The 24,683-nt window shown below is 57.3% G+C and carries 33 protein-coding genes and 1 tRNA gene; 13 read left to right on the forward strand and 21 right to left on the reverse strand.

The window, feature by feature from the left end:
- Positions 1-357: 357 nt before the first annotated feature.
- The 11 genes from W02_RS18690 to W02_RS18740 all read left to right on the forward strand — a co-directional run bounded on the left by W02_RS18690 (position 358) and on the right by W02_RS18740 (position 11,413).
- Positions 358-588, forward strand: coding sequence for a hypothetical protein (locus tag W02_RS18690; protein WP_173050504.1), 231 nt, complete (start codon positions 358-360; stop codon positions 586-588).
- 2 nt (positions 589-590) lie between these two features.
- Positions 591-1,661, forward strand: coding sequence for an energy transducer TonB (locus tag W02_RS18695; RefSeq protein ID WP_173050506.1), 1,071 nt, complete (start codon positions 591-593; stop codon positions 1,659-1,661).
- 17 nt (positions 1,662-1,678) lie between these two features.
- A complete protein-coding gene (locus W02_RS18700; protein ID WP_173050508.1) occupies positions 1,679-3,361 on the forward strand; it encodes a sirohydrochlorin chelatase in 1,683 nt (560 codons plus the stop codon).
- 67 nt (positions 3,362-3,428) lie between these two features.
- Positions 3,429-3,806 (forward strand): VOC family protein, encoded by a 378-nt coding sequence (locus W02_RS18705; protein ID WP_173050510.1) that lies wholly within the window; start codon positions 3,429-3,431, stop codon positions 3,804-3,806.
- 173 nt (positions 3,807-3,979) lie between these two features.
- Positions 3,980-4,198, forward strand: a complete 219-nt coding sequence (locus W02_RS18710; protein WP_173050512.1) for a hypothetical protein — start codon at positions 3,980-3,982, stop codon at positions 4,196-4,198.
- 131 nt (positions 4,199-4,329) lie between these two features.
- Positions 4,330-5,049 carry a VPLPA-CTERM sorting domain-containing protein gene (locus W02_RS18715; protein WP_173050514.1) on the forward strand — a complete coding sequence of 240 codons (720 nt, stop codon included), beginning with the start codon at positions 4,330-4,332 and terminating at the stop codon, positions 5,047-5,049.
- 135 nt (positions 5,050-5,184) lie between these two features.
- On the forward strand, positions 5,185-6,015 hold the full coding sequence (locus tag W02_RS18720; RefSeq protein WP_173050516.1) for a VPLPA-CTERM sorting domain-containing protein: 831 nt from the start codon (positions 5,185-5,187) through the stop codon (positions 6,013-6,015).
- Positions 6,016-6,111: 96 nt separating this feature from the next.
- Positions 6,112-8,508, forward strand: coding sequence for a TonB-dependent receptor domain-containing protein (locus W02_RS18725; RefSeq protein WP_173050518.1), 2,397 nt, complete (start codon positions 6,112-6,114; stop codon positions 8,506-8,508).
- A gap of 4 nt (positions 8,509-8,512) precedes the next feature.
- Positions 8,513-9,841 carry a response regulator transcription factor gene (locus tag W02_RS18730; RefSeq protein WP_173050520.1) on the forward strand — a complete coding sequence of 443 codons (1,329 nt, stop codon included), beginning with the start codon at positions 8,513-8,515 and terminating at the stop codon, positions 9,839-9,841.
- A 37-nt stretch (positions 9,842-9,878) separates the two neighbouring features.
- Positions 9,879-10,817 (forward strand): sirohydrochlorin chelatase, encoded by a 939-nt coding sequence (locus tag W02_RS18735; RefSeq protein WP_173050522.1) that lies wholly within the window; start codon positions 9,879-9,881, stop codon positions 10,815-10,817.
- Between the two features lie 11 nt (positions 10,818-10,828).
- The gene (locus W02_RS18740; RefSeq protein ID WP_197742068.1) at positions 10,829-11,413 is read left to right on the forward strand and encodes a PepSY-associated TM helix domain-containing protein; all 585 of its coding nucleotides are present in this window, start codon (positions 10,829-10,831) and stop codon (positions 11,411-11,413) included.
- 469 nt (positions 11,414-11,882) lie between these two features.
- Here the strand turns inward: W02_RS18740 and W02_RS18745 are convergent.
- The 9 genes from W02_RS18745 to W02_RS18785 form a co-directional block, all read right to left on the reverse strand.
- Positions 11,883-11,959 (reverse strand) — tRNA-Arg (locus W02_RS18745).
- Positions 11,921-13,069, reverse strand: coding sequence for a site-specific integrase (locus W02_RS22285; protein ID WP_173051551.1), 1,149 nt, complete (start codon positions 13,067-13,069; stop codon positions 11,921-11,923). The genes W02_RS18745 and W02_RS22285 overlap by 39 nt, the downstream gene beginning before the upstream one ends.
- Before the next feature lie 2 nt (positions 13,070-13,071).
- A complete protein-coding gene (locus W02_RS18755; protein WP_173050527.1) occupies positions 13,072-13,332 on the reverse strand; it encodes a helix-turn-helix domain-containing protein in 261 nt (86 codons plus the stop codon).
- Between the two features lie 14 nt (positions 13,333-13,346).
- The gene (locus W02_RS18760; RefSeq protein WP_173050529.1) at positions 13,347-13,613 is read right to left on the reverse strand and encodes a hypothetical protein; all 267 of its coding nucleotides are present in this window, start codon (positions 13,611-13,613) and stop codon (positions 13,347-13,349) included.
- Complete coding sequence (locus W02_RS18765; protein WP_173050531.1) at positions 13,610-13,819, reverse strand: helix-turn-helix domain-containing protein; 210 nt, start codon at positions 13,817-13,819, stop codon at positions 13,610-13,612. The genes W02_RS18760 and W02_RS18765 overlap by 4 nt, the downstream gene beginning before the upstream one ends.
- A gap of 157 nt (positions 13,820-13,976) precedes the next feature.
- Positions 13,977-15,431 (reverse strand): tyrosine-type recombinase/integrase, encoded by a 1,455-nt coding sequence (locus W02_RS18770; protein WP_173050533.1) that lies wholly within the window; start codon positions 15,429-15,431, stop codon positions 13,977-13,979.
- A gap of 9 nt (positions 15,432-15,440) precedes the next feature.
- Positions 15,441-15,752 (reverse strand): hypothetical protein, encoded by a 312-nt coding sequence (locus W02_RS18775; protein ID WP_173050535.1) that lies wholly within the window; start codon positions 15,750-15,752, stop codon positions 15,441-15,443.
- A 2-nt stretch (positions 15,753-15,754) separates the two neighbouring features.
- Positions 15,755-16,015 (reverse strand): hypothetical protein, encoded by a 261-nt coding sequence (locus W02_RS18780; RefSeq protein WP_173050537.1) that lies wholly within the window; start codon positions 16,013-16,015, stop codon positions 15,755-15,757.
- A gap of 16 nt (positions 16,016-16,031) precedes the next feature.
- Positions 16,032-16,172, reverse strand: a complete 141-nt coding sequence (locus W02_RS18785) for a hypothetical protein (RefSeq protein WP_173050538.1) — start codon at positions 16,170-16,172, stop codon at positions 16,032-16,034.
- 95 nt (positions 16,173-16,267) lie between these two features.
- Here W02_RS18785 and W02_RS18790 point away from each other — a divergent pair, with 95 nt between their 5' ends.
- Both W02_RS18790 and W02_RS18795 read left to right on the forward strand, forming a co-directional pair.
- Complete coding sequence (locus W02_RS18790; RefSeq protein WP_173050540.1) at positions 16,268-16,441, forward strand: hypothetical protein; 174 nt, start codon at positions 16,268-16,270, stop codon at positions 16,439-16,441.
- A gap of 1 nt (position 16,442) precedes the next feature.
- A complete protein-coding gene (locus tag W02_RS18795; protein WP_173050542.1) occupies positions 16,443-16,718 on the forward strand; it encodes a hypothetical protein in 276 nt (91 codons plus the stop codon).
- Between the two features lie 37 nt (positions 16,719-16,755).
- Here the strand turns inward: W02_RS18795 and W02_RS18800 are convergent, their stop codons facing one another.
- The 12 genes from W02_RS18800 to W02_RS18855 form a co-directional block, all read right to left on the reverse strand.
- Positions 16,756-17,322, reverse strand: coding sequence for a hypothetical protein (locus W02_RS18800; RefSeq protein ID WP_173050544.1), 567 nt, complete (start codon positions 17,320-17,322; stop codon positions 16,756-16,758).
- Positions 17,323-17,344: 22 nt separating this feature from the next.
- Positions 17,345-17,851: a hypothetical protein gene (locus W02_RS18805; RefSeq protein WP_173050546.1), complete on the reverse strand. Its 507-nt coding sequence runs from the start codon at positions 17,849-17,851 to the stop codon at positions 17,345-17,347.
- 11 nt (positions 17,852-17,862) lie between these two features.
- Complete coding sequence (locus W02_RS18810) at positions 17,863-18,054, reverse strand: hypothetical protein (RefSeq protein WP_173050548.1); 192 nt, start codon at positions 18,052-18,054, stop codon at positions 17,863-17,865.
- Positions 18,055-18,084: 30 nt separating this feature from the next.
- Positions 18,085-18,474 carry a hypothetical protein gene (locus tag W02_RS18815; protein ID WP_173050550.1) on the reverse strand — a complete coding sequence of 130 codons (390 nt, stop codon included), beginning with the start codon at positions 18,472-18,474 and terminating at the stop codon, positions 18,085-18,087.
- The gene (locus tag W02_RS18820) at positions 18,471-18,674 is read right to left on the reverse strand and encodes a hypothetical protein (RefSeq protein ID WP_173050553.1); all 204 of its coding nucleotides are present in this window, start codon (positions 18,672-18,674) and stop codon (positions 18,471-18,473) included. The genes W02_RS18815 and W02_RS18820 overlap by 4 nt, the downstream gene beginning before the upstream one ends.
- Positions 18,675-18,686: 12 nt before the next feature.
- Entirely contained in the window at positions 18,687-20,306 is a 1,620-nt protein-coding gene (locus tag W02_RS18825) for a hypothetical protein (RefSeq protein ID WP_173050554.1), read from the reverse strand.
- Positions 20,296-20,754: a hypothetical protein gene (locus tag W02_RS18830; protein ID WP_173050556.1), complete on the reverse strand. Its 459-nt coding sequence runs from the start codon at positions 20,752-20,754 to the stop codon at positions 20,296-20,298. Before W02_RS18830 ends, W02_RS18825 begins: the two co-directional genes overlap by 11 nt.
- A gap of 130 nt (positions 20,755-20,884) precedes the next feature.
- Positions 20,885-21,298 (reverse strand): AlpA family transcriptional regulator, encoded by a 414-nt coding sequence (locus W02_RS18835; RefSeq protein WP_173050558.1) that lies wholly within the window; start codon positions 21,296-21,298, stop codon positions 20,885-20,887.
- Between the two features lie 185 nt (positions 21,299-21,483).
- On the reverse strand, positions 21,484-22,803 hold the full coding sequence (locus tag W02_RS18840) for an AAA family ATPase (protein WP_173050560.1): 1,320 nt from the start codon (positions 22,801-22,803) through the stop codon (positions 21,484-21,486).
- The gene (locus tag W02_RS18845; protein ID WP_173050563.1) at positions 22,800-23,273 is read right to left on the reverse strand and encodes a hypothetical protein; all 474 of its coding nucleotides are present in this window, start codon (positions 23,271-23,273) and stop codon (positions 22,800-22,802) included. The genes W02_RS18840 and W02_RS18845 overlap by 4 nt, the downstream gene beginning before the upstream one ends.
- Positions 23,270-23,479, reverse strand: coding sequence for a hypothetical protein (locus W02_RS18850; protein WP_173050565.1), 210 nt, complete (start codon positions 23,477-23,479; stop codon positions 23,270-23,272). Before W02_RS18850 ends, W02_RS18845 begins: the two co-directional genes overlap by 4 nt.
- Positions 23,480-23,547: 68 nt before the next feature.
- Positions 23,548-23,751, reverse strand: coding sequence for a MerR family transcriptional regulator (locus W02_RS18855; protein ID WP_197742069.1), 204 nt, complete (start codon positions 23,749-23,751; stop codon positions 23,548-23,550).
- Between the last annotated feature and the right edge of the window lie 932 nt (positions 23,752-24,683).

The following is a 24,683-nucleotide window of genomic DNA, read 5'->3' on the forward strand; positions in this document are numbered from 1 at the left end:
CAGGATCGTTCAATGACAGGTATATGATTTTGAGAAGGCATATCAATATAGATTCGGTCAAGCGCAGTCCCGTGATCCGGAACACACTTCGCGCTTTACCGCATGGCAAGTTCGACGGTGTATCGAACGAATGACCACACAATTCATGATCAACGATGTGGCACATGAGGGGCGAGTCATGAACGCGGACAGGCGGTTGAACCTTCGAGTCGTTTCAGAGCTGATATTTATTTTGACGAAATATTTACCTTCCGAAGTCCGGATGCTGCCTGGTGCGTTGCGGCTGTGTTACTCGCTCCCGCGGCTCCGGAAGCGGTCCTCCGCCTTGAGGCCGAGAGGGTCCCGGTGAGAGGCGTCATGTGCGAAATACGCGCGGCTTTTACCATGTTATGGGCTGTCCGGTTTGACGCGCAGCGTATAGCCTCGCAGGCACCCAATGAAACGTCACCTGTTGTCGCGCGCACCGGGCAAGTCGACTATCACAGATCACAGGCCGTAGATACCCTCTCCGGTATCGCCCACGATCTGCCGACGAAACATGCCGATCCGGTCAACTGGTCGTCGCAACAGGTCCAGCGACACGGATAAAGGTGATCGTGAATATCGCGGGCGTACCATCACATCGTTTCCCTCTCAGAGCATGGACCATTTCGTTCTGCATTCATGCTGTAGCCATGGTCTGCGCCATCGTGCTCCTCCGCGACTTACACGCGCATGTCAAACCTCCTCCGCTCCCCCTCGACTTTCTCTTGGTCGAATCGGAGCCGTCTTCTCCCTCCACGTCGGGGCAGGCATCCGAAAACGAATCCCCTGACTCTGAACTGGCCGAACCGGAGTTTTCTTCTCAACTCGCACAGAACAATGCGGCTGAGCAGCCGCTAGACACTCTCATGCCGGCCGTCCAACCGCTCGACGCCAATCCGATAGCCGCGGACCCGCCACAGGAGATCGCCCGGCCGATGACGAGATCCCGAACAGCTGAGATGCCTAAACCGGTGATGCCATCTCAGCCACGCACGGAACCAGATCGCGAAGGTATTTACCCGACGGTCTCGACACCGATTGATACGCAGAGTCCGCCGCCTCCCTATCAAACCGTGCAAGAGCAGACCGTTACCGACACCACCGACGAGCTTACCGGCGATACGCCGGCGAATCCCTCGCCACCCACACTCGAAACTGCAAGCTCCGATCAGGCGGCGACAGAGCAACAGGCTTCTCCAATTCCTCCTCCGTCGACACAATCCAGCGCCCATGCGTCCGATTCAAGCAGTCTTTCGCAAAACGAGGCAGCCGAATCCCTGAATGCACAGAGTGCTACCGCCGCCGGCAATCAACAGTCAGCTATGACACGAACCTCTTCGTCGCGATCGGACTATAGCTGGCTGACCGCTACGCTGCGACGGCGTGTCGAAAGTCTGAAAACCTATCCGCATCTAGCCCGCGTGCAGGGTTGGGGGGGGCGCGTGGTCGTCCGAGCCACGATCAAGGACGATGGCAGCTTGCTGGATGCACGGGTGGTCGAAAGTTCCGGATACGAAATCCTCGATAACGAAGCGATCCAATTGATGCACCGAGCCTTCCCGATTCACCTGCAGCGCGACATCGGGAAGCCCCAAGTGGCGGTGATGGTGCCCATTCAGTATCGATCCGAACGCTGACGAAAGGAAGGTACCTCATGATGCTTCTAGGCTTGCTGTTCACACCGCTGGTGTTCTTTGCCGGCTGGGTTCCAACTGCCGTTGCAGCGCCGGCAAAGGTCGGATTTATCGTGGTCGCGCCCGACCGCGGCTTTCTTGGAAATCAGGAAGTCCGATCGCTCGTGGAAGAATTCAAGCAATCATATCCGGCTGCGCTCGGATTAGTCGGGCGAGAGTACACCGGAGTAGAGGGTGAATATGCCGTCTACCTGACCAGAGCGGTTCAGGAGCTGAAGCAGGCCGGCGCCACCGAGATCATAGCGATCCCTTTGTTTCTCTCCGAGGCCGATCCGCTCCTTAACCGTGTCAAGCCCTTGATGCCCGTCTATGCTGGTGGCCTTCCCATACGGTGGGCTCCGGCCATGGGGCAGGACTACCTCATCGGTCAGATTATCCTGGATCGAGTCGATGCCCTGAGCGAGCATCCCGAGTCGGAGCGGTTGATTCTCGTCGGAACCGGCGCGACAGATGACGCCAACGACAAAGCATTGAAAGCCGATTTGGACAAGCTCCTGGCATATGTCAAGCGCTATAAAAATTTTCGAGAGGCGGAAACGGTCGTGTATTACGACCGTGAAGCGCCGAACGCAGAACACAAAAACAAGGACATCAAAGATCATATGTTCGCCCAGATGGCCAAGCACGGGCGGACCCTCCTTGTTCCTGCCTTTATCGGACCCAAATTCGATCATTCCATGTCGCTCACCACGTGGCTCGATGCCCAGTTCAAGAACACGCATGTCGTCTATAAGCCGGTTGAATTGCTGCCACATCCGAATGCGCTGTTGTGGCTGAAGAAAACTGCGAACAAGGAAACTCCGGCGGCGGCAAACAAGATCGGGGTCGTCATCATGCCGCACGGGTCCACGCAGCCATGGAATGACGCGGTCGAAGCAACGATCAAACCGCTCATGTCCAAATATCCCATCGAAATGGCGTATGGCATGGCCGACCCGCAGATTATTCAGGAAGCCGTCTCACGGCTGGAACAGCGCGGTATGACGCGCATCGTATTCGTCCGGATGTATGCCCTGGATCACCACATGAAATCGCTCACGGACTACATTCTCGGCCTCAGCCACCATCCCCAGTCGGGCGGCCACGGCGGGCACGATCACCACGCCGCCCCTCCGCATCAAGTGAGAACCGCGGCGCTCTTCTCCACCTTCGGCGGATATGAGCAGAACCCGGACATCGCTCTCATCCTCCACAAACGAATCGCCGAGGTGAGCACAGACCCCGCTAAGGAAACCGTGTTGCTCGTGGCGCACGGCGAGGGCACCGACGAAGGTAACGACAAATGGCTCGCCGTGATGAATCAGAACATCGAACGCCTGCGACAGGATCCTCATTGCGCACAACTCAGGGCCGTCAAAGCATTGACCGTCCGTGAGGACTGGCCCAAACAACGGGAGAAAGCGGTCGCTGAAGTACGCGCAGTGATCGAAGAAGCCGGCAAACAGGGGCGGGTCCTCGTCATTGCCAACCGGCTCTACGGATCCGGTCCCTATAAGAAGATGCTCAACGGGTTGACCTACGAAATCAACGAGAAGGGACTAGTCGATCCCATCATGACCCGCTGGCTGGAGGACGGTCTGACACGCGTGACGGCTGAATTGACCCATTCCAAGAATGAACAATCCGCCTCTGCGCAGCCCTAGACGTCATTACTCATGCCGTATCGAAGTTCGCAGGCATGACCGCTGTAAGCGAAGGAAGACACTTGTCATGTTACCAGTAAGCGCAGTGCTGTTCGCGAAGGATCACCGTATTGTCGCCGAGTTCTACACTCGAGTCCTTGACGCGTCTGTAGCGAATCAAGATGCCTGCCACACACATCTGAACTGCGCGGGCTTCAGCGTGGTGATTCATCAGATACCCGCCGAGACGGCCACTTTGATGGCAATCGCCGCTCCTCCGCACCGGAGAGAGTCCGGTGCCATACGTCTGAACTTCGCGGTTCGGAATATTGCAGAGCGTCGGAACGTCGCGAGGCAGCTCGGCGGACAGATCGATGAGCGTCCACCGTCGTGGGCTGGAGAGGATTCAACATTCTTCCTCGGTTATGACCCGGAAGGAAACGTCATTGGATGTAATGCCTGCTGACAGATGGCTCATAAGCCACCGTACACACGTGACTGACCCTTCCTCGCTCAACTCTGCGGAATGAGCGGAGATATGTACGGATGTCGGCGAGGGCAAATGGGGGGCTGCCGGAATACGACTGGCCGTATTGGTCATCAATATTGTTCGAGGCACGCAAGGGATAAAAACAACATATGTCGGCACGCGTAGATAACACAGACGTCAAGGCGCGCCTCTTTGCGCTCTACGACGAGCTCATTACACATGACGGGTACGCGGAGATGCGGGTGGAGATCCGTCTCCTCAAGCGCGGACAGAAGGAGATCATCATTCATTGTGGCAAACAGTATCGCTTCGTGGTCGACTGCCCTGGCGTTCCGGAGGCAGCAATAAATGAGGAAACGATGGTCTAGCAAGCCCGCATGTTCGTGACGTACAGGCAGGCGGTGCGGGACCGCTGCTTGATGCATTGAATAGATACCGGCTTTCTCCGGCCTCTTTGGGTGAGGCGGTGCGGGCTAACCCAGTGAAAGGGGTATTTGCAATGAATCGTATGAAGTCAACATTTACAGGCTGCATGCTCGGCCTGGGGCTCGTGCTGACCGCCGGCCAATCGGCGTATGCCGCGGCGGGCGTGTGGGACAATACCTTCACACCATCGAGCTGGACGCGGCAAAGTACGCCCGGCAGTCTGTACGCCGAGTGGAACACATTTGGTCCGCAGACACCTGCTCCTCTTCCGGCCCTCACCAATCCTGATGTCGCCAATTTCGGCGGCGGCTCCTACAGCCTGCTGGAAACAACCGGTGCCGGGAGCATCTTCAGCAGCGGCAACATCAGCAGGAGTGGGGCTTCCGGCCCCGGGACGGCGTTCGAATGGACCGTCGGCAATGTGGCCGGTGGACCGCGTGACGTCTATATGCGCATCGGATCGCTGGGCGCCTTCGACACCACGCTCAATCAAAGTTTTACCAACTTCACACTGAATGGCGTAACCGGCACCTATCAGGAGCTGTTCAACGGACCCGCCACGGGCGGCGCGGGTAGCAGGGAAGTGGAAGCGCTTATTTCCTGGCTGAACGTCCCGGACGCCTCCTCGTTTCTGTTGACGTGGAATGCCATCGGCGTCAATGCGAGCTTGGACCAACTCTCTCTCGACGTGGGTCCATTGGCTCCAGTGCCATTGCCCGCAGCAGTCTACTTGATGGCATCGGGACTTATGGGGATCGCAGCGATGGCTCGGCGTCAACAGCGAGCCGTCTGAAGTTCCAGGGACGAGCCTGCATCGGCGGCCTCCTCGCCACGAGGGACCATGCCGGAGTGCATATCTATCGGCTGCCCCGGCGTCCGGGGGGCAATAGAGAAAGGAGGAACAGAAGGACTTGTTCACGAGAAACACATGGCAGGCGGTGCGGGACCGCTGCTTGATGCATTGAATAGATACCGGCTTTCTCCGACCTCTTTGGGTGAGGCGGTGCGGGCTAACCCAGTGAAAGGGGTATTTGCAATGAATCGTATGAAGTCAACATTTACAGGCTGCATGCTCGGCCTGGGGCTCGTGCTGACCGCCGGCCAATCGGCGTATGCCGCGGCGGGCGTGTGGGACAATACCTTCACACCATCGAGCTGGACGCGGCAAAGTACGCCCGGCAGTCTGTACGCTGAGTGGAACTCGTTCAGCAACGACGCGGGGACCGCGGCTAACATTGTCGCTACCAATCCTGACGTCGCCAACTTCGGCGGCGGCACCTACAACCTGTCGGAAAATGGTTCAGGTGGCACCGCGTTCATCGTCGGCGGCACGGCGGGCAATATCTACAGCTTTGCCGCGCCGACGGCGTTCGATTTCACCGTCGGTAATGTGGCCGGTGGACCGCGTGACGTCTATATGCGCATTGGATCGGTGGGCAACTTCGACACCACGCTCAATCGCAGTTTCACCAACTTCACACTGAACGGCGTAGCCGGCACCTATCAGGAGCTGTTCAACCAGGCAGCCGGTGGTGCCATGGGTGGAAACGAGGTGGAGGCCGTGGTGTCCTGGCTGAACGTGGCTCCAGCATCATCGTTCCTGCTGAACTGGAACGCCATCGGTTCCAGTGTGAGCCTGGACCAGCTGTCCCTTGATGTGGGTCCGACTCCCGTGCCATTGCCCGCAGCAATCTACCTGATGGGTTCAGGACTGGTGGGAATAGCAGCGATGGCCCGGCGCAGGCTGCAAGGCGCCTAAGATTCAAAGCGCAGTCCGCATTGGCATGGCCCCCTGAAAAGGGCGGCCATGCGCATGCGTGTATGCGGAATGAGCTACAAATCATGGGGACGTGCGATGGTATTCATCGCACTGCTGCCCGTATGGCTGATTCATGAAGGAGCGGGCTGGACGGCGGACCTACGTCCGCTGCCCTCGCCGCAACTTTCGGCTTCACAGAGGCAAGGCATGAACATCGCGGCAAACAGCAGTAGGGCAGACGTTCTGGGAGGATCCGTGACCGGAGAGCAGAATATTGGAGAGCGGCAACCACGCACCGTGGAGGCTCCCGGAACAGGCACGAGGAATCAACCCAGCGATGCACCGGACATGGATCCAGGGGACACGCTGGTGATGGCAGATGTCGAAGTGACGGGAAGATATGAGGGCTTCGAGGTCGATCCAACGCGGTCGCGCACCACGGTGACGGCTAAGGAGCTGGAGCGCCGGCAAGCGGACAACGTCTTCACTGTGTTGCAGGACGTTCCCGGTGTCGCCGTCGATGGCGGGCCGCTCGCCAGCGGCATGAAATTCAACATCCGCGGCTTCAGCGACAATGAAGACGTGCTGATGAAGATCGACGGGGCCATGCGCAATTTCGAGAAGTACCGCTTCGGCAGCGGCGTGTTCGTCGAGCCTGAATTGTTGAAAGCCGTCGAGGTGACGCGCGGGCCGGCGGGTGCGCTGCAAGGCTCCGGCGCCATCGGCGGCGTGGTGGAGATGCGGACCAAGGACGCCGCCGACTTCCTGCGGCCCGGAGAGCGCGTAGGCGCGCGCCTCAAGTCAGGGTGGTCCACCAACAATGAGGAACTCATGGGATCGGCGAGCGCCTATGGTGTGGCGTTCGACTCGATCGACCTGCTCGCCAGCGGCACGTGGCGTGACTCCGGCGACATCACGACAGCGAGTGGCACGAAGTTGCAGAACACCAGAGCCAACCGCCTGAGCGGATTGGGCAAGGTCTCGTACCGCCCGCGGCCCGGCGCCGGCATCACCTTCGGGCATACGTATTTCCAGGAAGACGTCTTGCAGCCCTTCGACGCCACGATCGGTGTACCGGGCGTGTTCGGCTTCGTGCGGCGCGACATGACAGACAGCACCTCTACCAGTAATTTCGAATACGCGCCGACTTCGCAATCCCTCACGCCTTGGATCGCTCTGAAAGGGGCGTTCGGCTACACCGACACCAGCGTCACCGATTCCGACCGGCAGAGTGCGAACGGCGTGCTCGTCCCGAACGCCCCCACGAATTTCTTCGACTACAAGATCGCGACGTTCGATCTGACGAACACCACCGCGCTGCGCTTCGGCCCCGTGCGCAATGCGCTCACGTACGGCGTCCAGTACAACCACAATGACCGCACGTCCACGATCAATCAGTTCAATCCCAGGACAGCCGCGTGGAGTACGGTGGACAACCTCAGTCAGCCGTCAGGTACCAAATCCTTTTTTGCGTACATGCTCGAGGATCGTATCAACATCGGCCATGTGAGTCTCACCGGCAGCCTCCGTCACGACACCTACAAGGTCGAAGTCACCGCGCAAGAGACACGCGATGCATTGCAGGCCGAAGGCAGAAGCCCAATCATCGAGTTCTCGAAAACCATGCCCAGCGCCGGCATCGCCTGGAACGTGATGGGCGGTCCGGTAACCCTCTTCTACAACTACGCCAAAGCATTCCGGCCGCCGCTCGTCGATGAATACTTCACGCAGGGCGCGTTCAGCCGCTGCTCCCTTTTGTTCTTCGGCGCGCTCACCCCCCCATCCGGCGTCTGCGGCAATCTCTACGTGCCGGAGTCCTCGACCAACCATGAGATCGGCGTGTCGTTGAACTACCCCGGACTGTTCAAGGGCATCGATATGTTCACGGCCAAGCTGGTGTTGTACCGCAACGACGTGACACACACCCTCGAGTCGCTTTCGGCGCGCACGGCAAGCGGAGCGCTCTGCCGGCCGCTCCGCCCGCCCACGGGGAACAACGACCTATGCACGAACGTGACGCAAGACGGCAAGGAGCATCGGGAAGGCGTGGAGTTCGAGGTGGGGCTCCGGACTGAACACTGGTTCAGCAACCTGAACATCTCCGCCATACGCGGCAAGCAGGTGTGCGACGGCGAGCGTCCTTTGTTCGACATTCCCGGCAATTCGCTGGTGTTCTCATTGGGCCATAACGTTCTCAACAATCGGCTCGAGTACGGGTATCGCTTTCGAGCCGTGGACCACCGCCTGGTGATCACCGGCACTGCCGAGCAAGTCGTCACACCCTGCAACACCGGCCTCGGCGTCGGCACGCAGGCGGGGTACGTCTTGCACAACCTGTTCGCGTCATACCAGCCGATTCCCATGCTCAGCTTCAATCTGGCCGTCGACAATTTGACCAACACCAAATACTTCCTCAACAACGGCTTTGGCGGCGGTATCGGCCAAGAAGGAATGGGGTACAACGTGCGATTTTTCATGTCGATGTCGTTCTAATTGTATGTGGCAACAGACAGCCAATCATCTCTCAGTGGCATGCATGCTCGTCCTGTTCGGCATAACGAGCAGCGAGGCGAACACGTCCAGGATGCCCTTGGCTGGAGACGAAAATAGATCGGCGATCATCGCCTCTCCCGAGATCGGGACGTGGAATATCGGTCATTGCGCGTACGAAGCCATCGGGAAGCCCCATATCAACCTCTCGCGTCCTGAATGTCCTGACCGAATCAGGCGCGTCATGGCGGCCTTGCCCGCTGCCCCTTTCGAGGCCACCCTGTCGCCAGATTCGTTGCATTTCAGTCCGTCGCAGTGGCACGACGATGGCGCCGATCTGGAAAGCCGGCCTCAAGTGGTCCCGATTCCTTCTCCTCCAGCGTCGGGGCCCCTCTTCATGACCGCGTTGGTTGGGATGTTGGTAACCCCTCTGCTGAAAGATTCACGTCGCAAGCAATCCTGTGATCCGAACGGGTGCCAAGCGCATCGGCCAGGGTCCGCACGTTTGGTGGTTTTGCTGTCAGCCGACGCGACTTTTGCCGAAACGCTTGAAAAGCATTTGCATCGTGCGGGCTATGCCATCCGAACAGTAAGCACCACGAGTGAGATATTCGCCATCATGGACCCGGCGTCGCTCGTATTGATCCTGGTGGATCACCGTATTCACGATTGGGATATGCTTCGGACAGATCCCTCGCTTCGGCATGTACTGCTGATGGGAGTGGTCCCGTTCGGCTCTCTCTATACCGAGAACCACTGTGTGGCGGACCTGGAACGTGGCTTGGACGGGATCCACGACTTGCGGGACGGACATCGTCTTTTGGTTACCAAAGTCCGTGCGTATCTTCGGCGTGACGGGTGCGGGCACGTACGTCGAGGGATTTACCAGGTGGGGGCGATCGAACTGGATGACGATGCTCATGAGGTGACAATTGCCGGACGACAGGTAAAGCTCTCCACCAAACCCTTCACAATCCTTCGACTCCTCATGAGCAAACCTTCCGAGGTATGCAGCCGAAGCGAACTGGTCCATTTTATCTGGGGACCCAATTTTGCGATCGGTGAACATGCCTTGGACGTTCACGTCTACGCCCTTCGACAGCAGCTTGATCGCGCGCCCAACTCTCTATGCAAACTCATTACCATCAAGGGTGTCGGCTTCAAACTGAAGCCCCTCTCCTCAACCGGAACGATTCAAACAAGAACGCGCTCATCCAAAATCCAACTCGATCTCCGGATTGCACAGAAGCTCAAGGACGATGCGGAGGTCTGCATCGGCTCAGATCCGCAGCTCAAGTCGCCGGCGCACCTGTGCAGTACGCCGGCATGCGGATGACGATTTATGCGCTCATCATTCATACAGGAGGTGGCATATGGCAGTTGCGATGATTGTTTTATTATCCGCGCTTTTTACGGCCGTCATTCCGTATCCAGCTCATGCGACCAACGATTCCTTGCCTCCTACCGATACGGGAAAGATCGGGATCCTTCTCGTCAATCACGGATCTCGATCCGCCACGTGGCGTCAATCGCTTTTGGACCTCGAAACCCAGGTCGCCGGGCCGATACTTGCTCATTCGACCGTCAAGAGCATCAGGACGGCGTTCATGGAGTACACGGAACCCTCGATCGCCACGCGCATGAAGGAATTTGACCGAGAAGGATTTACGGACGTCATCATCGTGCCGGTGTTTCTGACGGTCAGCCCCCACACGTTCGACGACATCCCGACGATCGTGGGGTTGAAAGAAGATCCGCACTCCATGCAGCAGCTGAAGATCGAGAAGATCGAGCGTTACACGCCGAACGCGAAACCCCACATCACCCCGCCACTCGATTTCACCGATATTCTTCAGAAGAATCTGCTCAGGCGAGTGAGCGCACTTTCGCGGGATCCGGCTCATGAGGGTCTGGTGCTCATCGGTTACGGCGACGAAACGTACGACAAGGAGTGGGTCGAGCTGTTCGACAAAGTCGCGGGGTTCGTCAGAATGCAGACAGGGATCGCAGGGTATTCCTATGGTTGGTGCGGCCACATCGCGAACTACAAGCCGGAGGAAACGACCGCCGCGATCAATACGGTACTCAAGAGCGCGCGGACGGCCCTCGTCATCCCCGTGTTGGTCGCCCACGATGAGATGTTCCAAATCAAAATCATCGGCGACGGCATCGCCAAAGTGCCCGACAACAAGCAGCGCGTCATTTATAAGCCGGATTCCATCCTGCCGGACGTGAACGTCGAGCGATGGGTCATCAGCGTCACCGAAGAATACGTCAACAAGATTCAGATCAAAGTCTCACAAGCACACTGATGTGGGCTCGGGTGAGACACCGGCTTCGGTGGCCGGAACGCGAGACACTCGCGCGGCTCAACCTGGCTGTCCATCGAGACATCGGGTACGCCTGCGCCTCCCTGATTCTCGCCTATTGCCTGTCCGGCATCGCGCTCAACCATATCGGTGATTGGAATCCCGACTTCGTCATTTCAAGACAGACCGTGTCGCTCCCTCACGCGTACGACAGAAAAGAGATTACGAAAGAACGGATCGCGCAGTTTGGACGACTGGTGCAGGAGGAGAGCTATAAAATATATGATTTCCCGACATCCGATCAGGTGAAGATTTACTATGACAACGCCTCCCTGCACCTCAATTTTTCCACTGGCCACGGTACCTACGAAAAAGTTTCAAGGAGGCCCCTTCTATACCAGGCGAATGCGTTGCACCTCAATCGCCTGCAAGGATGGAAGTGGGCTTCCGATGTCTTCGCGCTCATCCTCATTCTCCTCAGTCTGACCGGACTGTTCGTTCTACGGGGTAGATATGGACTTGCTCGGCGGGGGAAATGGCTGATTCTCGTCGGCCTACTTCCCCCTGTACTCGCCCTGCTCATCTTCGAACTGAAATAGACAGGGACCACTGTATGTATTTATCGTGTCATGGTAGCTGCGGAATGCCACAAAGTCGAAAACTTTGTGGTGATGCCTTGTCAGGACTGAAATGTTTTCAGTTCGAAACGCCTGCTCCATGCGTTCAAGTGCACTAGGACACAGCTCGATTGAACTCACTGTATCGACCCATGAAAAGTGGCTGAGGAAGACAGCCCATGGTGGTTTGATCGACTCGATGGAATGACGATGTCTAACCAGCGGGAGTTACCGTCTGTGAAGACAGGGTGAGAGCAAGGTCCTGCGAAGCAGGACGAGCCCCGCTCGTAAGCATTAAGGACCCCGCCTGTAAAGGCGGGGGAGTCTATCGAAAATATGCAGCCTCTGTGCGTGTAGTCTCTGGCGGTAGCAAATGGTAACAGAGCATATTACGAACAGTCTCACCAAGCAGGCAAGGACATGCAAGCTCGCGAATTAGTTCATGAGATTTTGGTGCCCCCGACACGAATTGAACGTGCGACCCGCGGTTTAGGAAACCGCTGCTCTATCCAACTGAGCTACGGGGGCATGGCTGGAATTTAGCGTACTTACGCGAGGCGTGTCTACCTGAGATGAGGGGACTGTGCCCAAATTGTGCCCGTGAAGCTTTTTCGCAGCTTCGCGAAGGTCTCCGTCATTCACAATGTTATAGCGATCGAAGACCGAGCGCGTCTTGTGCCCGGTGATTTTCATCGCCACGGTTTCCGGTACTCCACTGCGGACAAGGTTCCTCACCGCGCTACGTCTGAAATCGTGCCGGATCATGCCTATCAAGCCGACCTTTGCACAGGCGGTCGTCCAGGCCTTTCGAAAGTCTCGAAGCCGGTTCCCTTGCCAGCGTCCTTGACGAGGGTTTGGAAAGAGGGGAATGATGACACGATCGAGCTTACGAGACAGAGCCTTGACCCGCTCAACCTGCTCGGCAAGTACTCCCGCGACGGCCGGGGTGAGATACACAACTCTTCCTTCACCGTTCTTCGTCATGCCCGGATCTAGCCGCAGGGTGCCGGCGTTGAGGTCCACATGCCCGAGGTCCAGCTGCAGCACTTCGCTTTGCATCCGCCAGCCATAGGTATAGGCAATCGTCACTGCCGCCTGAAGATCGGGCCGCTTCTTCAATGCTCTGCAGACTCGCTCAAAATCCGCCCGCTCAAAGAATCCCGAACGGGGAGCGGATTCTTGCAAGAGGTGAATGCGTGGCATTCTCAACAGTTGCCCGCGTTCATGCGCGAGTCGAAGCGCTTTCCCAAGCACACTGAGTTCTCGGTTAATTGTGGCGTTTGAAACCTCTTCCGTCTGACGCTGATGAACATATCGCGTGATGTTCGCTTGATCGACGGCTTGTAGGCGATACTGCCCAAAGAAGGCTTTGACAGGTTTCATTTTGCTGGCTGCATCCTTGAGCTGCCGTGAGCCCGTCACTTGATAGTGTTCGGTGAGGGCATCGGCGGCCTCACGAAATAGAATTCTCTCATTTCGGGGCAGGGCAGGGGCACCCATGACAGCCCGCCCTTCTCGGTCCTTCAAGAACCGTTCGGCTGCCTTGAGCATATCGGTCCTGGTACTCTCTCGCACCGGTCGGCCGTTTACATAGTATTTGATCCAAAACACGTTACCTCGCTTATAAATCATTCCCATCTTTATACCCCCTTTGTTAGGTTTTTTATCTTTGTATTTAATGCTTGAGATATGGGCGTGAGTTCATCTGCAGTGGGGTGGCTAAGACCATTTAGAATGTCTTCAATCCGATCGAGACTAAGTTTCGCCCTGCGCGCAAAAACCTCCTTAGTCATCCCTTGATCTCTCATGAGCTTGGCGACGTTCGCTAAAAACGGATGGCGATTGCAGGCTATTACAAACGCTGCATGGTTAGCCGGCGAAACTTGTTTCTTGCCCCTCATTGCACTTTCCTTCCTCAGTGCGGGCATGGCCTCACATTCGAATCTCGCAATTGCTGCTCTAAATTGTTCAGGTGGTTGAAATAGTGCTGGCTGCTGTTGCCATCGCTATAGATCCATCCTGACTGCCCGGTGTTCGGGTTGTTGTAGAACGTCGGCCCGAGACTATTGCCTTCATACAGCCACGTCGCCCCGTGCTGGTTATCCAGAATCATGTCGAGTGAATAGGTGTTCGAGGCCGTGGCGAGGAGCACGCCGAGAAGAAAACCAAGCAAGAGTTTCATGGGAGCCTCCGTTTGTTCATCTTCTTGAGGATCGATTGACGGCAGATACGAAAGAAATAGCGCGGGCCCAATCCATGAAGTTCTCCTGTTTCCAGATATCGATAGACCGTTGCCTTATTGACGCCGAGAATCTCTGCTGCTTCACGCACAGTGAAAGAGGGTTCATCGGGAATGCCTGCCATCGGGGGGTTGGATGCTTCGGGCATCGGCTAACAACTTCTCCAGCCGGTCTAGGCTAATGGCTCTGCCGAGCTTCGACTGTAACCGGAAACCTCTGCCTCCGACAATCCGCCCGTTCACGATCGCGGTTCGAGCATGCCCGTTCGCTGGCCTGCGGAATTGCTTGAAGTTCATGATGTCATCTCAGCCTGGAAAGTCCTGCCAGCAGTCCTCGTGCGACGTGGATGGTACGGGCGCAACCGCGACTGGGTCCGGGGTCGGCATGCGTGATACGTCAACGGATGAATGCACTGCGGAAGAGATAGGAGAGCCGAGTGCACGAGGAGGCGTCTTAAACGGCGGCTTCATCACGGCCTGTCTCGGCTCTGCCACATTCAACAGTCTGGCTTCGTGTTGCCGATACATTGAGGCCGTCGAACTATCCATGGCCTGCACGTAAATACTCGTGGTTTTAAAGTTGGTGTGCCCGAGCCCCTTCTTCGAGACGGTCACGAGATCCTTTGAGGTGTCAACCGCCCAGGTCGAGCCGGTCCGACGCAGGTCATGACGGGTGATACGATCCACGCCAGCCCGTTTTCGGATGTCATGCCAGAGCTGCGTCCACCGCGAGACGCTGAGCGGCTTATTTCCACGGCCGGGGAAGAGAAAAGTGGAGGGCTTCGGTCTCGATCGGATGTAGGTGACGAGGAGACTTGCCAGGACGGGTGGCAGGTCGATCGGGTCAATCTTCTGCGTCTTGCTATCGACCTTGTGCCACATGCCGACCGTTTCTCCGTGCTCATCGGTCCAGAATTGCAGATGGCTCACCAACAGCTCCGCCGCTTCTCCTGGTCTCGGGAACAACGTCAGCATGAACATGAAGAAGCACCGTTCCCGAAGTGGCTGACGTTTGAGGATGTCCAGCAAGGTCGGCATTTCATGCTCACGAACAAATTCCTTCCGCTTGCCCGCCGTCCCAATGGGCACCTTCATCGCTCGGTTCTTCCCGTCGTAGCATTCCAGTTGCTCGGCCCAGTTATAGAGATGACGGAGTTTCTTCACCAGGAAGATCGCCATGCTGGGAATGTTCGCACGAATCGGATTGATCCATTCGGTAATCTGCGCCACGGTCAAGGATTCCAGCGTGTACGGCTTCAGCGGGCCAAAATGTTTTTCCATATTCGTCATGATCCCGCGTCCACCGCCCTTGAGCGTGGAGATATGCAACCGATAGTACTGCTCCAATAATTCCCCAATGGTCATGCCAGGCCGGAGGGATGTCGAGGGTGCGGGGAGGGGGGCAACGGTGACGCGGGTCAGCGCGGTCGCGGTCCCCTCACGGTAGGCCGGGTTCAGACCATGATATCGCCCCCATTCCAGACACTTGTTGTAGAGCAAATGTAAGTGTTTGAGACAGGCACAGGCTTGTGACGAGGAATGCGCATTGATCTGATCGAACCACTGCTTGATGAGTGGCCGCGTGAGGGTGTCGAGCGTATAGGGGTGTAAGGGCGGAAAGTACATGGCGATCCGGCTGCGCGTCGAGTGTGGATACTTCAACGTGGCGAGGTGTCGCCGGTCGAACTCGAGCAGAAGCTCGCCGATCGTCTGAGGACTAGGGGGCGTTCCAGTGGGAAACACGGTGAAGTTGGGAGCCATACGAACCTCCTAGTGCGTGGAGCGGCCATTCCTCAGATGGGGCTGAAGGGGAAAGTGTGGGCTGTACGAGCCTTGATCGATCCAGTTCACTACCCGTGCAAGATCCTCCGAGAGGGCGAGCAGTTCATTACGGAACGGGAGAGGGTGAGCGGCTCGGAATCGTTCGATCGCGTGCGCGAGCATATGGAGGGAGCCGAGCTCATAGGCAGGCATCGTTCCCTCCCACGCGCACCATTGATTGACTTTCGCTTCTCGTCGCTGCTCGTCGTTCTCAAAACAATCCGGCCCGGTGGCATACGGCGGAATGCAATCGTCCTCCATGGTCACCGTCCTTTCTCAAGGAGTGGATCGCGACCGAAGGGAGCTTCATCGCGGTCGCACTTCGCAATGAGGGCTTGTAGCTCCTTTGGGTCCTCCATCTTGGCTAAGAAGATATCGAGCGCCTCTATGAGCAGATCCCAGATGGGAATGCCGGTGTGTTCTGAAAGCTCTTCATACTGCGCTTTCAACGCTGGATTCATGCGGTGCCACACACGCACGATTTTCTCCTCCAGAGTCAACCCAGCGTCAGGATCAAAGAGCATTGCCGCCTCCTTTTGGTTACGCCGCCTTCTTGCCTCTGAAATGCTGTTCGAGTAAGTGGCGAATGAATCCGCTTGCCGTATAGCCCTTCGTTTTCATCGCGTCGAGTTGTGTTTTGAGCTTCGGTGGGAGCTGGATATTAAGACGTTGCATTCTCATCTCGTCCTCCAGTGTTTAAACGTTAACATGTTAAGTTGTGTGGTGTCAACCGATGGTCCTTGACACCAATTCACCCTTTGGCTAGGTTCTCTCCCGTGACTGATAGCGAAGATTCGGAAAAGGTCCAAATAGGTCCACGAATTAAGAAGCATCTCATTGATGAGATTCGCATTCTTGCCATTCGTCAGAACCGCCGCTTTACCGAGATGATCGAAGAAGGGCTCGCGGACTTGTTGAAGAAGTACAGGGACAAAGGGAAAGGTAAATGACATGATCTCCAAGCCCAGCAATCCCCGCTTTACCATCCAGACCGGCTATCGCGGCACAGGCAAACCCCTCTATTCCTACATGGAGGGGTTTCGCGAGATCATTACGCCGCGCCTGAATCCTGGGCTCGGCGTTACCCACTCCAACTGCATTAGCGAGACGTACCTGCATGCCCTCGCGTACTGTATGGATATGGCCGATGAATATTACAGCCGGGGCTACGGCATCTCGGATATTAGGATCGAGCCATTCAAAGGGATGGTCGGCGAGTTGACCTGACCCCACTCGCGCCGACGCTACAGCGCGAATTCCTTCGCTATACCTCAAACGCCGTCTCCACCTTGAGCGGTTCCGCGTCCTGCTGGAACGGGGCTGCCGGAACCGTCGGCGCCGGTTGATGGCCGCTCGGCCAATTGCATTCTTCGAGAATCCGCTCGACGGAGCCGCGATTCATTGCGATCGTGCCCGCCATGCCGTCCCAACTCTGCAACGACGCCGAGATGGTATGGATGAGAGAGGCGCGGGCCTCGAGGTAGATCGATCGGCCGTCTTTCCACACGATCTGCTGGAACTTCAGACCCTCATAGGCCGCGATCCCTTCGCGCACCTGGCGAGGGCAGTTCTCGCATACGGTTGCGATCTCTTTGAGGTGGGGTTCCACCATGCGTGGCAATGGGACACGAGACTTTGACGCGAGCGTCAGGAGTTCGTGCATCCAGGCTTGCGTCCCTTTCACCAACTTGAGGATCTCGGGAAGTTTGCGTTGCGCCGTGTCGTACTTCCCCCGCATTTCGCTTTTCATCGCGTCCACGGCCTGGGCCTGTTCGTTCAGAATGCCTGCGTTGGCGTGCTCGATTCGTTCCGACATCGCTGTGAAATCCATGAGGTGCCTCCTTTATAGGTGGTTACAGATTGATTCGACTCTTGATGATCCGCAGCACGCGCAACGCCACGCCATCGCCGAGGCGACGGGAGATGAGTCCATACAACTCAGGATCAGCGCTTGCGATGAGTTCGGCTAATGGCCGGACTTCTTCAATGCCCTGCTCCAAGGTAATGCCGTCATTGGCCCAGTGTTGTTTCGTGTCGTCCATCTCCATCCGCTCCTGTTCATCGAGCTGCGCTTGCTCGGATTGCGGATCGGTGGACGTGGGTACCGGGTCGCCGAGCTGCTCTGACGGAGGGGAGGAGGCAATCAGTCCGCCCCCGATCTCGATCATCCGGTTACCCGGATAGGCTTTTCGGTACAAGCTATCGACATAATCGAGGGCGGCTTTCTCGCCGCGTTGATACCCGGCATAGTGCTGATGGGTTTTATCCATCATCACCTTCGCGTGCTCTTCTCGGCATGCAATTGCGGCCGGTGTTTCGGCTGCCGCCTGGTCAAACTCCGATAACGATGATTCGATCATGGGGTCTCCTCCTAGGTCGTGGCGTTGTCTGTCGTTTCGACCCATGCGCCTTCGCCTGGCGCGGATGGGCTCATGAACCGTTGAAACCGCGCCACGATGTGCCCGGTGACATTGCGGGCCACATGGGCATTGACCCATGTCCCTGCCGCGACCATCTGCCGGCAGCGGCTTTCGGCTTCCGTCGTGGTTGAAAAGGCTGCCATGACCGTCTCCTTTCTCTTTCCAACGTGCGTTTACAGTTCCAATGCCGCGAACTTATCCCGGAGCGCGCGCAACCGGGCCTCTTCCTTGTCGGCCGCTTCTTTTGCCGTCTCGGCGCGTGCCTCATCGGCTTCAATCTGCAGCCGGAGTGTGTCGAGCCGGCCTTCGAGCTCGGCCCGCTGCCGGGCTTCCTCGCTTGCCAGCCGTTCGCCGACGTTGAAGGACACGCGAGACAGCTCGGCGTTCTTGAGTTCTACCGCCCGATCGACGGCAACCGCCGCTTGCTCTCGAATCGTGACCAGTTCCTCTCGCCGTTCAACGTCCCTCACCCGTTGGGGATGATCCTTGAGGTAGGGAAAGAGCCCGAAGAACGTGTTTTGCAAATTGGTGATGTCTTGTTCCGCTTGGCCGCTCGTCGTCATGGTTGCGTCTCCTTGGTGGGTGAATGTTCGGCCGCATGCTCGTCCGCTCGCCAGGCTGCGGCCTGAAGTATTAGAAACCTGGCGAGCGATTCCAACTCGTCGACTGTCACCTGTGCAAAGACTCCAATGATTTGGCTTTGCGCCGTCAGGGTGCCCGTCTTACTGCAGACTGTGATTTCGAGTCCATTGCCGACATTCATGTGCACCTCCGGTTAGAACGTGAAATGCGTTTCGACCTTCAGCGGACCAGTCGGGATGGTCATGAGATCATCACCATGCAGCCAGCTCAGCAGATACGCGGCTGCATCAGACACATCTGCCCATGGACTGTTTGGCTTTTTTGGCCCAGTGCGATCGACTTGACCGTTAGGCAGGACTGGATAGAACCAGCGGCCAGAAAAGGCTTCGACCAGTAAGCGCGTATCATCGCCGGGCGCGATCAACAACGGAGTCCGCCCCTGTTCATGCCGGGCGCCCAAGCCTCGTAGGATGGCTTCGCGCCGTGGGGCCCATCGGACTGGCCCGTGTACGATCCGCCCGCCCAGCTTTTCACGGATCACCTTTTCAGCCGTCTCGGTAATCGTGGCCTGTCCGGGCGTGGCCATGTTCGGGTCGATGATATGCACGAGCTGCGCGCCGTAGTGGGTGAGTGCCCAGGGGGCATGCGCCTGCAGCCAGGGCAACACCTGACGCTCGATCAGTTCCAGCACCCCGACTTTCATATCATTCAATGACGCGTAGATCCTGGCTTGTCCGCTGAGGTTCTGGCCCATGACTGCGCTTGGACTGTGTCCTCCGTCCCAGCCGATCGCAAACAACAGCATGGGAGAGGGGACGAGTGGATACGGTGAGACATGCACGTCCGGGTTAAACCCCTCGGCGACCGCCGCCCCTTGTTCCGCCATGACCCATTCACCTTTGGCCAAGCGCTTCTGGAGGGTCGGACTATTCGCAAAGGTCTGCTCCAGCGCCTGCCGCTCTTCCTGAGTTAGGCGATCATCCACCGAGATTTGAATCGGAAGGGATTTTGTTGACCCGTGAAAGAATCGTCTGTGTGGCCAGGTGTCGGGACTTCCGGGATTGGTCGCGAGCATGGATACGCGCCGGCGAGTGGGCAAACGGAGTGTCGAGGATCGAGCCAGATCGTATTGCTGTTCTGTAATGCCAAGTCCGTCCGTCAGGGAGGCGATCGGTTCCTCCCCTATGACCGTGTTAGCACTCATCCGGAGCCGTTCGGCTGAGCTTTGATCCTGGCAGCCTACGAAATCACCGACGACCATCTGTTTGCCGCCGACGGAGAACACGGCTAGCTTTCGGTCATCCTTCAGACTCCACGTGTTCCCCCACATGGGAAGCTCGAGGGATCGCGCTGTTTTCGCCGAGGCGGATAGTAGGGTGTCATGCAACCACAACACTCGATACGGTCCCGGATAGCCAGCCCGCAGATCCAGTTCCGCATTGATCACGGCTGCCGCGGCGAGGGCGTGCGTTTTTCCTGTCCCGCGCGGGCCATGAACCAGAATTTCCTCTGCCGAGCCGTCAACCGCTTCAGCAATCGCCCGGCTGGCCGATGGGGCGAAGGCAATCGGGTGTACCAGATCGGGACAGCCGCCCACCGCGAGATAGTCGAGGACCAGCTTTGAAACTTCTTCCGCCTCCGGTCCGGATCCCAAGAGGTGACGTCCGATGAGGACGATTGTCCGCCCTTCAATGTCTGTCCCGTCGGCCCAGCTTGGGGTGATATCCAGGCGTAGCAGGATGGCCGCGAGTGGCGTGCCCAAGCCGGCAAACTTCTCAAGCAGGAACTTATTGATCTTGTCCTCACTGGCCACGGGTCCCTCCGGGTTTCATGTCGACCACTTCCGCCAGTGGCCGGATGTTGCGATTGTTGCGGAGCTGCTCCAGGATCTGGACTGCTTTGCCGCCATGCTCCAGGCGTAAAAGCGTGTTATTCAGTTCCCGAGTCGCCGACGCCTGCCGAAGCCCGACCGCCACGTTGCAGCATTGCCGGACTTCCGCCAGCCGCTTCAGGTTCGCATTGCGGATTTTGGCCGCCGACTCGCTGATGCCCTGCAGGGTCTTGGCAATGCCTTCCTCCGTCGTGAGATCGCCGATCTGCAGATCCGGAATCGTCGTTGCCTCCTGGCTGGCTATGGCGCCTTTCAGCTGAAACCGCCGGGCCACCGAGGGGTCTGACCCGTGATGGGGGCACTCCGCCCCCTCACCAAGCCGATACGCACAAGGGGAACCGTCTTTTCGAGGCTGTCCGCAGAGTCTCAAGGGCACCTCCATCGCCAAACCATGAGCCTTGTTGATGTGTGGGGATCTGAAAAAATGCAGAGGAATACCCACGCGGGCTGCCGCTGGGGAGCAAAAAGCCTCTGCCGGGGGGTGGTTTTTTCCAACCGGCTCATGCTTTCTCCTTCCATGCATCGATCAGCCGATCCAGGTCTGACCGGTCGAACAAGAGCTTCCGCACTTCGCCAGCATTGGGGCCTGGAATGCGTAACCGGGGCAATGTGCCCGCCGCTTCCAGCTCTCTAACCGTCCATTCTGAAAGGCCGAGATAGGCAGCGGTGCTGTGGAGGTCGAGGACGCGAGGACCGATAGGAACGACGGTTAGTGTAACCAGCGCTCTCTTAGGATCTCCGCTGCTAGACGCTGTTTCCATCGTCGCTGTGCCCGCAGTGTGCCCAGAACGGAAGATGCCCGGATCGCCAGATTTCGGCCGGCCGGGCTTCCCGCGGCGTGAACCAGGCACGGGCAAGGCTTCTTGAACCATTGGTGAGGAATTTCCCGCGTCCTGGTGAATGCCCTTTCTCATCACTTCTTTCTCTTCTCCCGCCAGAAATAGGACGGCAAATAGGATAGCCCTCCTCTTATAGAGGAGGGGGCATCCGTCCTATTTGGGTTTCCTATTTGAATAGGATGACTATTTCTTAATGTTTCCATGACTTAGATATCCTGGCCTATTTGTCCTATTTAGCCGTGTCAAAAGGGCGTCCTATTTCAGTTTCCTATTTCATTTCTGGCGTTCAGCACGGTCCATTTCGTCGTCATACCGGGCCCGCCGATCATCTGCCACTTATGGCCTTTGTGCTTTCTGAGGGTCCGCTGAATGGTCGATAAGGCAACGTCCAACTCATAGGCGATGTCCTGAGGGGTGCGCATGATCCCGTCCTCAAGGAGGTTTCGAATACGAGAGGCGACCGGGAGTGCGTTCGCTAATTCGGCCGTCTCGCGGAGGTCGCAGGCTTCGAAGCGGATGACCGAGCACGCCTCGTCCTGCGTCATGGTGAGCCCAATTGGATGATGACGCCGGGTATGGTTCGACTTGCGATGAAAGAGGCCGATGACGGCGGTATCTGCGCCGAGTTCCTGTTCACGCTTGAATTCCCACGTACTGCGCGCCCGGTTCTTGTTGAACACGCTGCCGTACACGCTCTGGGCCTCCTGGCCTTCCGCGAGGGTCTTCGGCACATGACCAAGTAAGAGGGTTTCGGTTTTGAGCAGCCGCACGGCATCGAAGAATTTCGAGACGGTCTCGGAGGAGGCATCCCCGCCACTGGCGGCCATCAATGAATCGATGACCACGAACGTGATGCCATCGGCCTGGATCCGCCTCACCAGCGGATAGATCATCCGGACGAGCGGTTCCTCGCAGGGCAGATAATCAATCTCCGCATCCGATAGTTCGGGATGGCCGGCAATGAGGGCCTGCAGGCGCCTCGCGTGCACTTCCTCGTCATCTTCCCAATCGAGAAAGAGCGAACGGCCTTGTAGCGCCCGGATGCCCGCGATGGTTTGCCCGGTTGAGACCATGGCGGCGAGAAGAAGAGCAAACGAGCTTTTGCCCTGGCCGCCGTCCCCGTAGATGATCACGGGCTTGCGTCTGACGATCAGGGGATTAACGGAGTAGGTGAACGGCTCAACTTGCGTGAAGCGGGTCAGTTTGACGGCCGGTCGACCGGTGCGCTTGCTCTGCAGAACCATGGCGCAGGCATTCTGCAGCAGGTCTTTCCATGGTACGGACGGGATGGACTCGGTGAGGGCCTTGGCGATTTGCTTCTGCGTCCCTTCAGAGGTGAGGCCGATCGCCTTGCAGGGCATGACGGGCTCGCCGAGGAGGAACACTGAGAGTTCTGCCTTCTCAGATCCATACTTCTCAGACAGCCGATCGAACGTGAAGCGCGCGCCCCATTTGAACGAGGACACGTTATAGAGACCAGCCGCTTCAGAGAGGGTCAAGTCTGGCCGCTCATGGCCGTTCACCTGTGAGGAGACTAAGGGTTGTCGGGCAAGGGCTTCGGCTTCCTCGATCACCTTCATGCGCGGCCTCGCAGTTCATCGGCCAGTTGCTCATGGAGGTGTGCCAGGTCGAGGTCTTCATAGGCCGAGGCCGCGGTACTCAACAACCGGTCAAGGTCGTCGTCTGAGACCGGGGCAAGATCGAGGTCGGAAAGCCTGTTGAGCACGGCGCCCGCACGAGTGCGGCGATCAAACGCGCTGAGTTCAAATTGAAAGGCCAGAGCCGCATGATTGACCCTCGGCACGGGTCTGATAGGTCGGATGTCTCGGGGAAGTCCCGCATCATAGAAAAGGTCCGCCAGGCGTAGGCCCAGGCTGCCGCAGACTTCCGCCGTGGTACAGCCGGCCCAGCATTTCACCAGGAGGCCAGAATCGCCTGGACTCACCTGTAAACTCGGGGAGCGATCGGCGTGAGCAGGGCAGAGCGCCACATGGCGAGATCCACGAAGGATGACCCCTTCGAGCCGTCCTAGGAAGGCTTCGAGTGTCATTCGCAACACTCCGCGAGTCGTGCAAAATCAATGTGTGCCATGCGCAAGTGCTGCACGATGCTGACGTCGACATCATCGCCGGCTGCCTTCCGTTTCTGCAGGGTCGCATATTCATGTTCGATCAAGCTGATGATCGGCCTTACATTCGCGGTGAATCGTTCCGAAAGGGGATTGCAGTGTTGGGAGGGACTCGGTATTCTATTCATCGCTGTCTCCTTCGTGTCTTTGCCGCTGCGCCTGCATCCCGTCGAAAGGGCAGGCCAGCGGCTTTTAACTACACTCCTATCACCGCTTCTAGTCCCTTCGATCCGTCGAGTTCCTTTTTCAGTTTCATGACGTCCTCCTCTTTGAACAGTCTGGTCCCATCCGCCGTTCTCTGTGCAGGAAGGCGGCCGATTCGTTCGTAATATCTGACGGTCGGTCCAGCCCTTTCCAAGAGCCGTGCGGCATCATTGGTCATCAGCAACCGGTCGCTCATAAATGCCTCCTCCAAGCCTAGAACGCGTTTGCAGCTTGTTTTCGCCGACAGCCTACAGCTTGTAATTGTACCCGTCTATGGTAATATTCATAGGGTCAGTTAATTGTCATGGTTAGGTTTGTTGTTGAGAGATAATTTAGAGGGTACAAATGGAAGAAACTTTCTACTTCGATATTTTGAAAAGGATCGGCAGTACCTCAAGAGACCAACTTGCGTGGTTGATAGGAGTACTTGAGGGTCCAGTACTTCAGACCCCGGAAGATTGGGTAAGCTTGCGTCGAGGTCTCCTCGTCTTTGCCATGCATGCAGCCGGCGCACCATCGTACGGCCTTACTGCTTCCGATATTGACTTCAAGCCGCTGACGATTCCGATCGTGACAAGTAGTAAAACTATGAGGGAAGCTCTCAAGAAGGCTCAGTGGGGTGTCATGTGGGCTGTACTGGATATGCTAGAAAGAGTAGCGAGCCGCCAGACGTTTGTATCTCCGCAGCAAGAAACGCGAGTTCAGTGGAGTGAAGGGAAGCGACGATATGTTTCTGTCATTGATCCCGCGAGAGACAGCTTTCGTAAAGCGATTATTCGGGGTCTAACAAAATGTGTTTTCGACAATGGCCGGCTAGTAAAGGAATGCCAGGCACCGGGCAAAGTCAAAACAGGAAGAAAGCGAAAAGGGGAATCAGAGCCTATGCCCTCAGTTTGTGGAAAGTTGTTCGTTGGTAGAAAGGAAAATCAGCTATATTGTTCAGGAGCCTGCCTTAGCCGGACGTTGACGAGAAAAAAACGAGCTAGCAAAAAGACGCGAGGTCGGAAAATAGGAGGAAGAAAACAGGCCAGGCCCATAATTTAACGAAGTCGAGATCAGTCGATACATAGCCAGCGATGTTGTGTTCGAGTTTTTTCTCGGCGAGAATAGAGTGCAAGGCGAAATTCG

This window comes from Nitrospira sp. KM1, from assembly GCF_011405515.1.
In the GTDB taxonomy this organism is placed as follows: Bacteria; Nitrospirota; Nitrospiria; order Nitrospirales; family Nitrospiraceae; genus Nitrospira_C.

What these genes read in the sequence shown, in the direction of transcription:
- W02_RS18690 (WP_173050504.1), top strand. Translation starts at nt 358, where the DNA reads ATGTGCGAAATACGCGCGGCTTTTACCATGTTATGGGCTGTCCGGTTT.
- W02_RS18700 (WP_173050508.1), top strand. Translation starts at nt 1,679, where the DNA reads ATGATGCTTCTAGGCTTGCTGTTCACACCGCTGGTGTTCTTTGCCGGC.
- W02_RS18705 (WP_173050510.1), top strand. Translation starts at nt 3,429, where the DNA reads ATGTTACCAGTAAGCGCAGTGCTGTTCGCGAAGGATCACCGTATTGTC.
- W02_RS18710 (WP_173050512.1), top strand. Translation starts at nt 3,980, where the DNA reads ATGTCGGCACGCGTAGATAACACAGACGTCAAGGCGCGCCTCTTTGCG.
- W02_RS18715 (WP_173050514.1), top strand. Translation starts at nt 4,330, where the DNA reads ATGAATCGTATGAAGTCAACATTTACAGGCTGCATGCTCGGCCTGGGG.
- W02_RS18720 (WP_173050516.1), top strand. Translation starts at nt 5,185, where the DNA reads ATGGCAGGCGGTGCGGGACCGCTGCTTGATGCATTGAATAGATACCGG.
- W02_RS18725 (WP_173050518.1), top strand. Translation starts at nt 6,112, where the DNA reads ATGGTATTCATCGCACTGCTGCCCGTATGGCTGATTCATGAAGGAGCG.
- W02_RS18730 (WP_173050520.1), top strand. Translation starts at nt 8,513, where the DNA reads ATGTGGCAACAGACAGCCAATCATCTCTCAGTGGCATGCATGCTCGTC.
- W02_RS18735 (WP_173050522.1), top strand. Translation starts at nt 9,879, where the DNA reads ATGGCAGTTGCGATGATTGTTTTATTATCCGCGCTTTTTACGGCCGTC.
- W02_RS22285 (WP_173051551.1), bottom strand. Translation starts at nt 13,069, where the DNA reads ATGGGAATGATTTATAAGCGAGGTAACGTGTTTTGGATCAAATACTAT.
- W02_RS18755 (WP_173050527.1), bottom strand. Translation starts at nt 13,332, where the DNA reads ATGAGGGGCAAGAAACAAGTTTCGCCGGCTAACCATGCAGCGTTTGTA.
- W02_RS18760 (WP_173050529.1), bottom strand. Translation starts at nt 13,613, where the DNA reads ATGAAACTCTTGCTTGGTTTTCTTCTCGGCGTGCTCCTCGCCACGGCC.
- W02_RS18765 (WP_173050531.1), bottom strand. Translation starts at nt 13,819, where the DNA reads ATGCCCGAAGCATCCAACCCCCCGATGGCAGGCATTCCCGATGAACCC.
- W02_RS18770 (WP_173050533.1), bottom strand. Translation starts at nt 15,431, where the DNA reads ATGGCTCCCAACTTCACCGTGTTTCCCACTGGAACGCCCCCTAGTCCT.
- W02_RS18775 (WP_173050535.1), bottom strand. Translation starts at nt 15,752, where the DNA reads ATGGAGGACGATTGCATTCCGCCGTATGCCACCGGGCCGGATTGTTTT.
- W02_RS18780 (WP_173050537.1), bottom strand. Translation starts at nt 16,015, where the DNA reads ATGCTCTTTGATCCTGACGCTGGGTTGACTCTGGAGGAGAAAATCGTG.
- W02_RS18785 (WP_173050538.1), bottom strand. Translation starts at nt 16,172, where the DNA reads ATGAGAATGCAACGTCTTAATATCCAGCTCCCACCGAAGCTCAAAACA.
- W02_RS18795 (WP_173050542.1), top strand. Translation starts at nt 16,443, where the DNA reads ATGATCTCCAAGCCCAGCAATCCCCGCTTTACCATCCAGACCGGCTAT.
- W02_RS18800 (WP_173050544.1), bottom strand. Translation starts at nt 17,322, where the DNA reads ATGGATTTCACAGCGATGTCGGAACGAATCGAGCACGCCAACGCAGGC.
- W02_RS18805 (WP_173050546.1), bottom strand. Translation starts at nt 17,851, where the DNA reads ATGATCGAATCATCGTTATCGGAGTTTGACCAGGCGGCAGCCGAAACA.
- W02_RS18810 (WP_173050548.1), bottom strand. Translation starts at nt 18,054, where the DNA reads ATGGCAGCCTTTTCAACCACGACGGAAGCCGAAAGCCGCTGCCGGCAG.
- W02_RS18815 (WP_173050550.1), bottom strand. Translation starts at nt 18,474, where the DNA reads ATGACGACGAGCGGCCAAGCGGAACAAGACATCACCAATTTGCAAAAC.
- W02_RS18820 (WP_173050553.1), bottom strand. Translation starts at nt 18,674, where the DNA reads ATGAATGTCGGCAATGGACTCGAAATCACAGTCTGCAGTAAGACGGGC.
- W02_RS18835 (WP_173050558.1), bottom strand. Translation starts at nt 21,298, where the DNA reads ATGAGAAAGGGCATTCACCAGGACGCGGGAAATTCCTCACCAATGGTT.
- W02_RS18840 (WP_173050560.1), bottom strand. Translation starts at nt 22,803, where the DNA reads ATGAAGGTGATCGAGGAAGCCGAAGCCCTTGCCCGACAACCCTTAGTC.
- W02_RS18845 (WP_173050563.1), bottom strand. Translation starts at nt 23,273, where the DNA reads ATGACACTCGAAGCCTTCCTAGGACGGCTCGAAGGGGTCATCCTTCGT.
- W02_RS18850 (WP_173050565.1), bottom strand. Translation starts at nt 23,479, where the DNA reads ATGAATAGAATACCGAGTCCCTCCCAACACTGCAATCCCCTTTCGGAA.
- W02_RS18855 (WP_197742069.1), bottom strand. Translation starts at nt 23,751, where the DNA reads ATGAGCGACCGGTTGCTGATGACCAATGATGCCGCACGGCTCTTGGAA.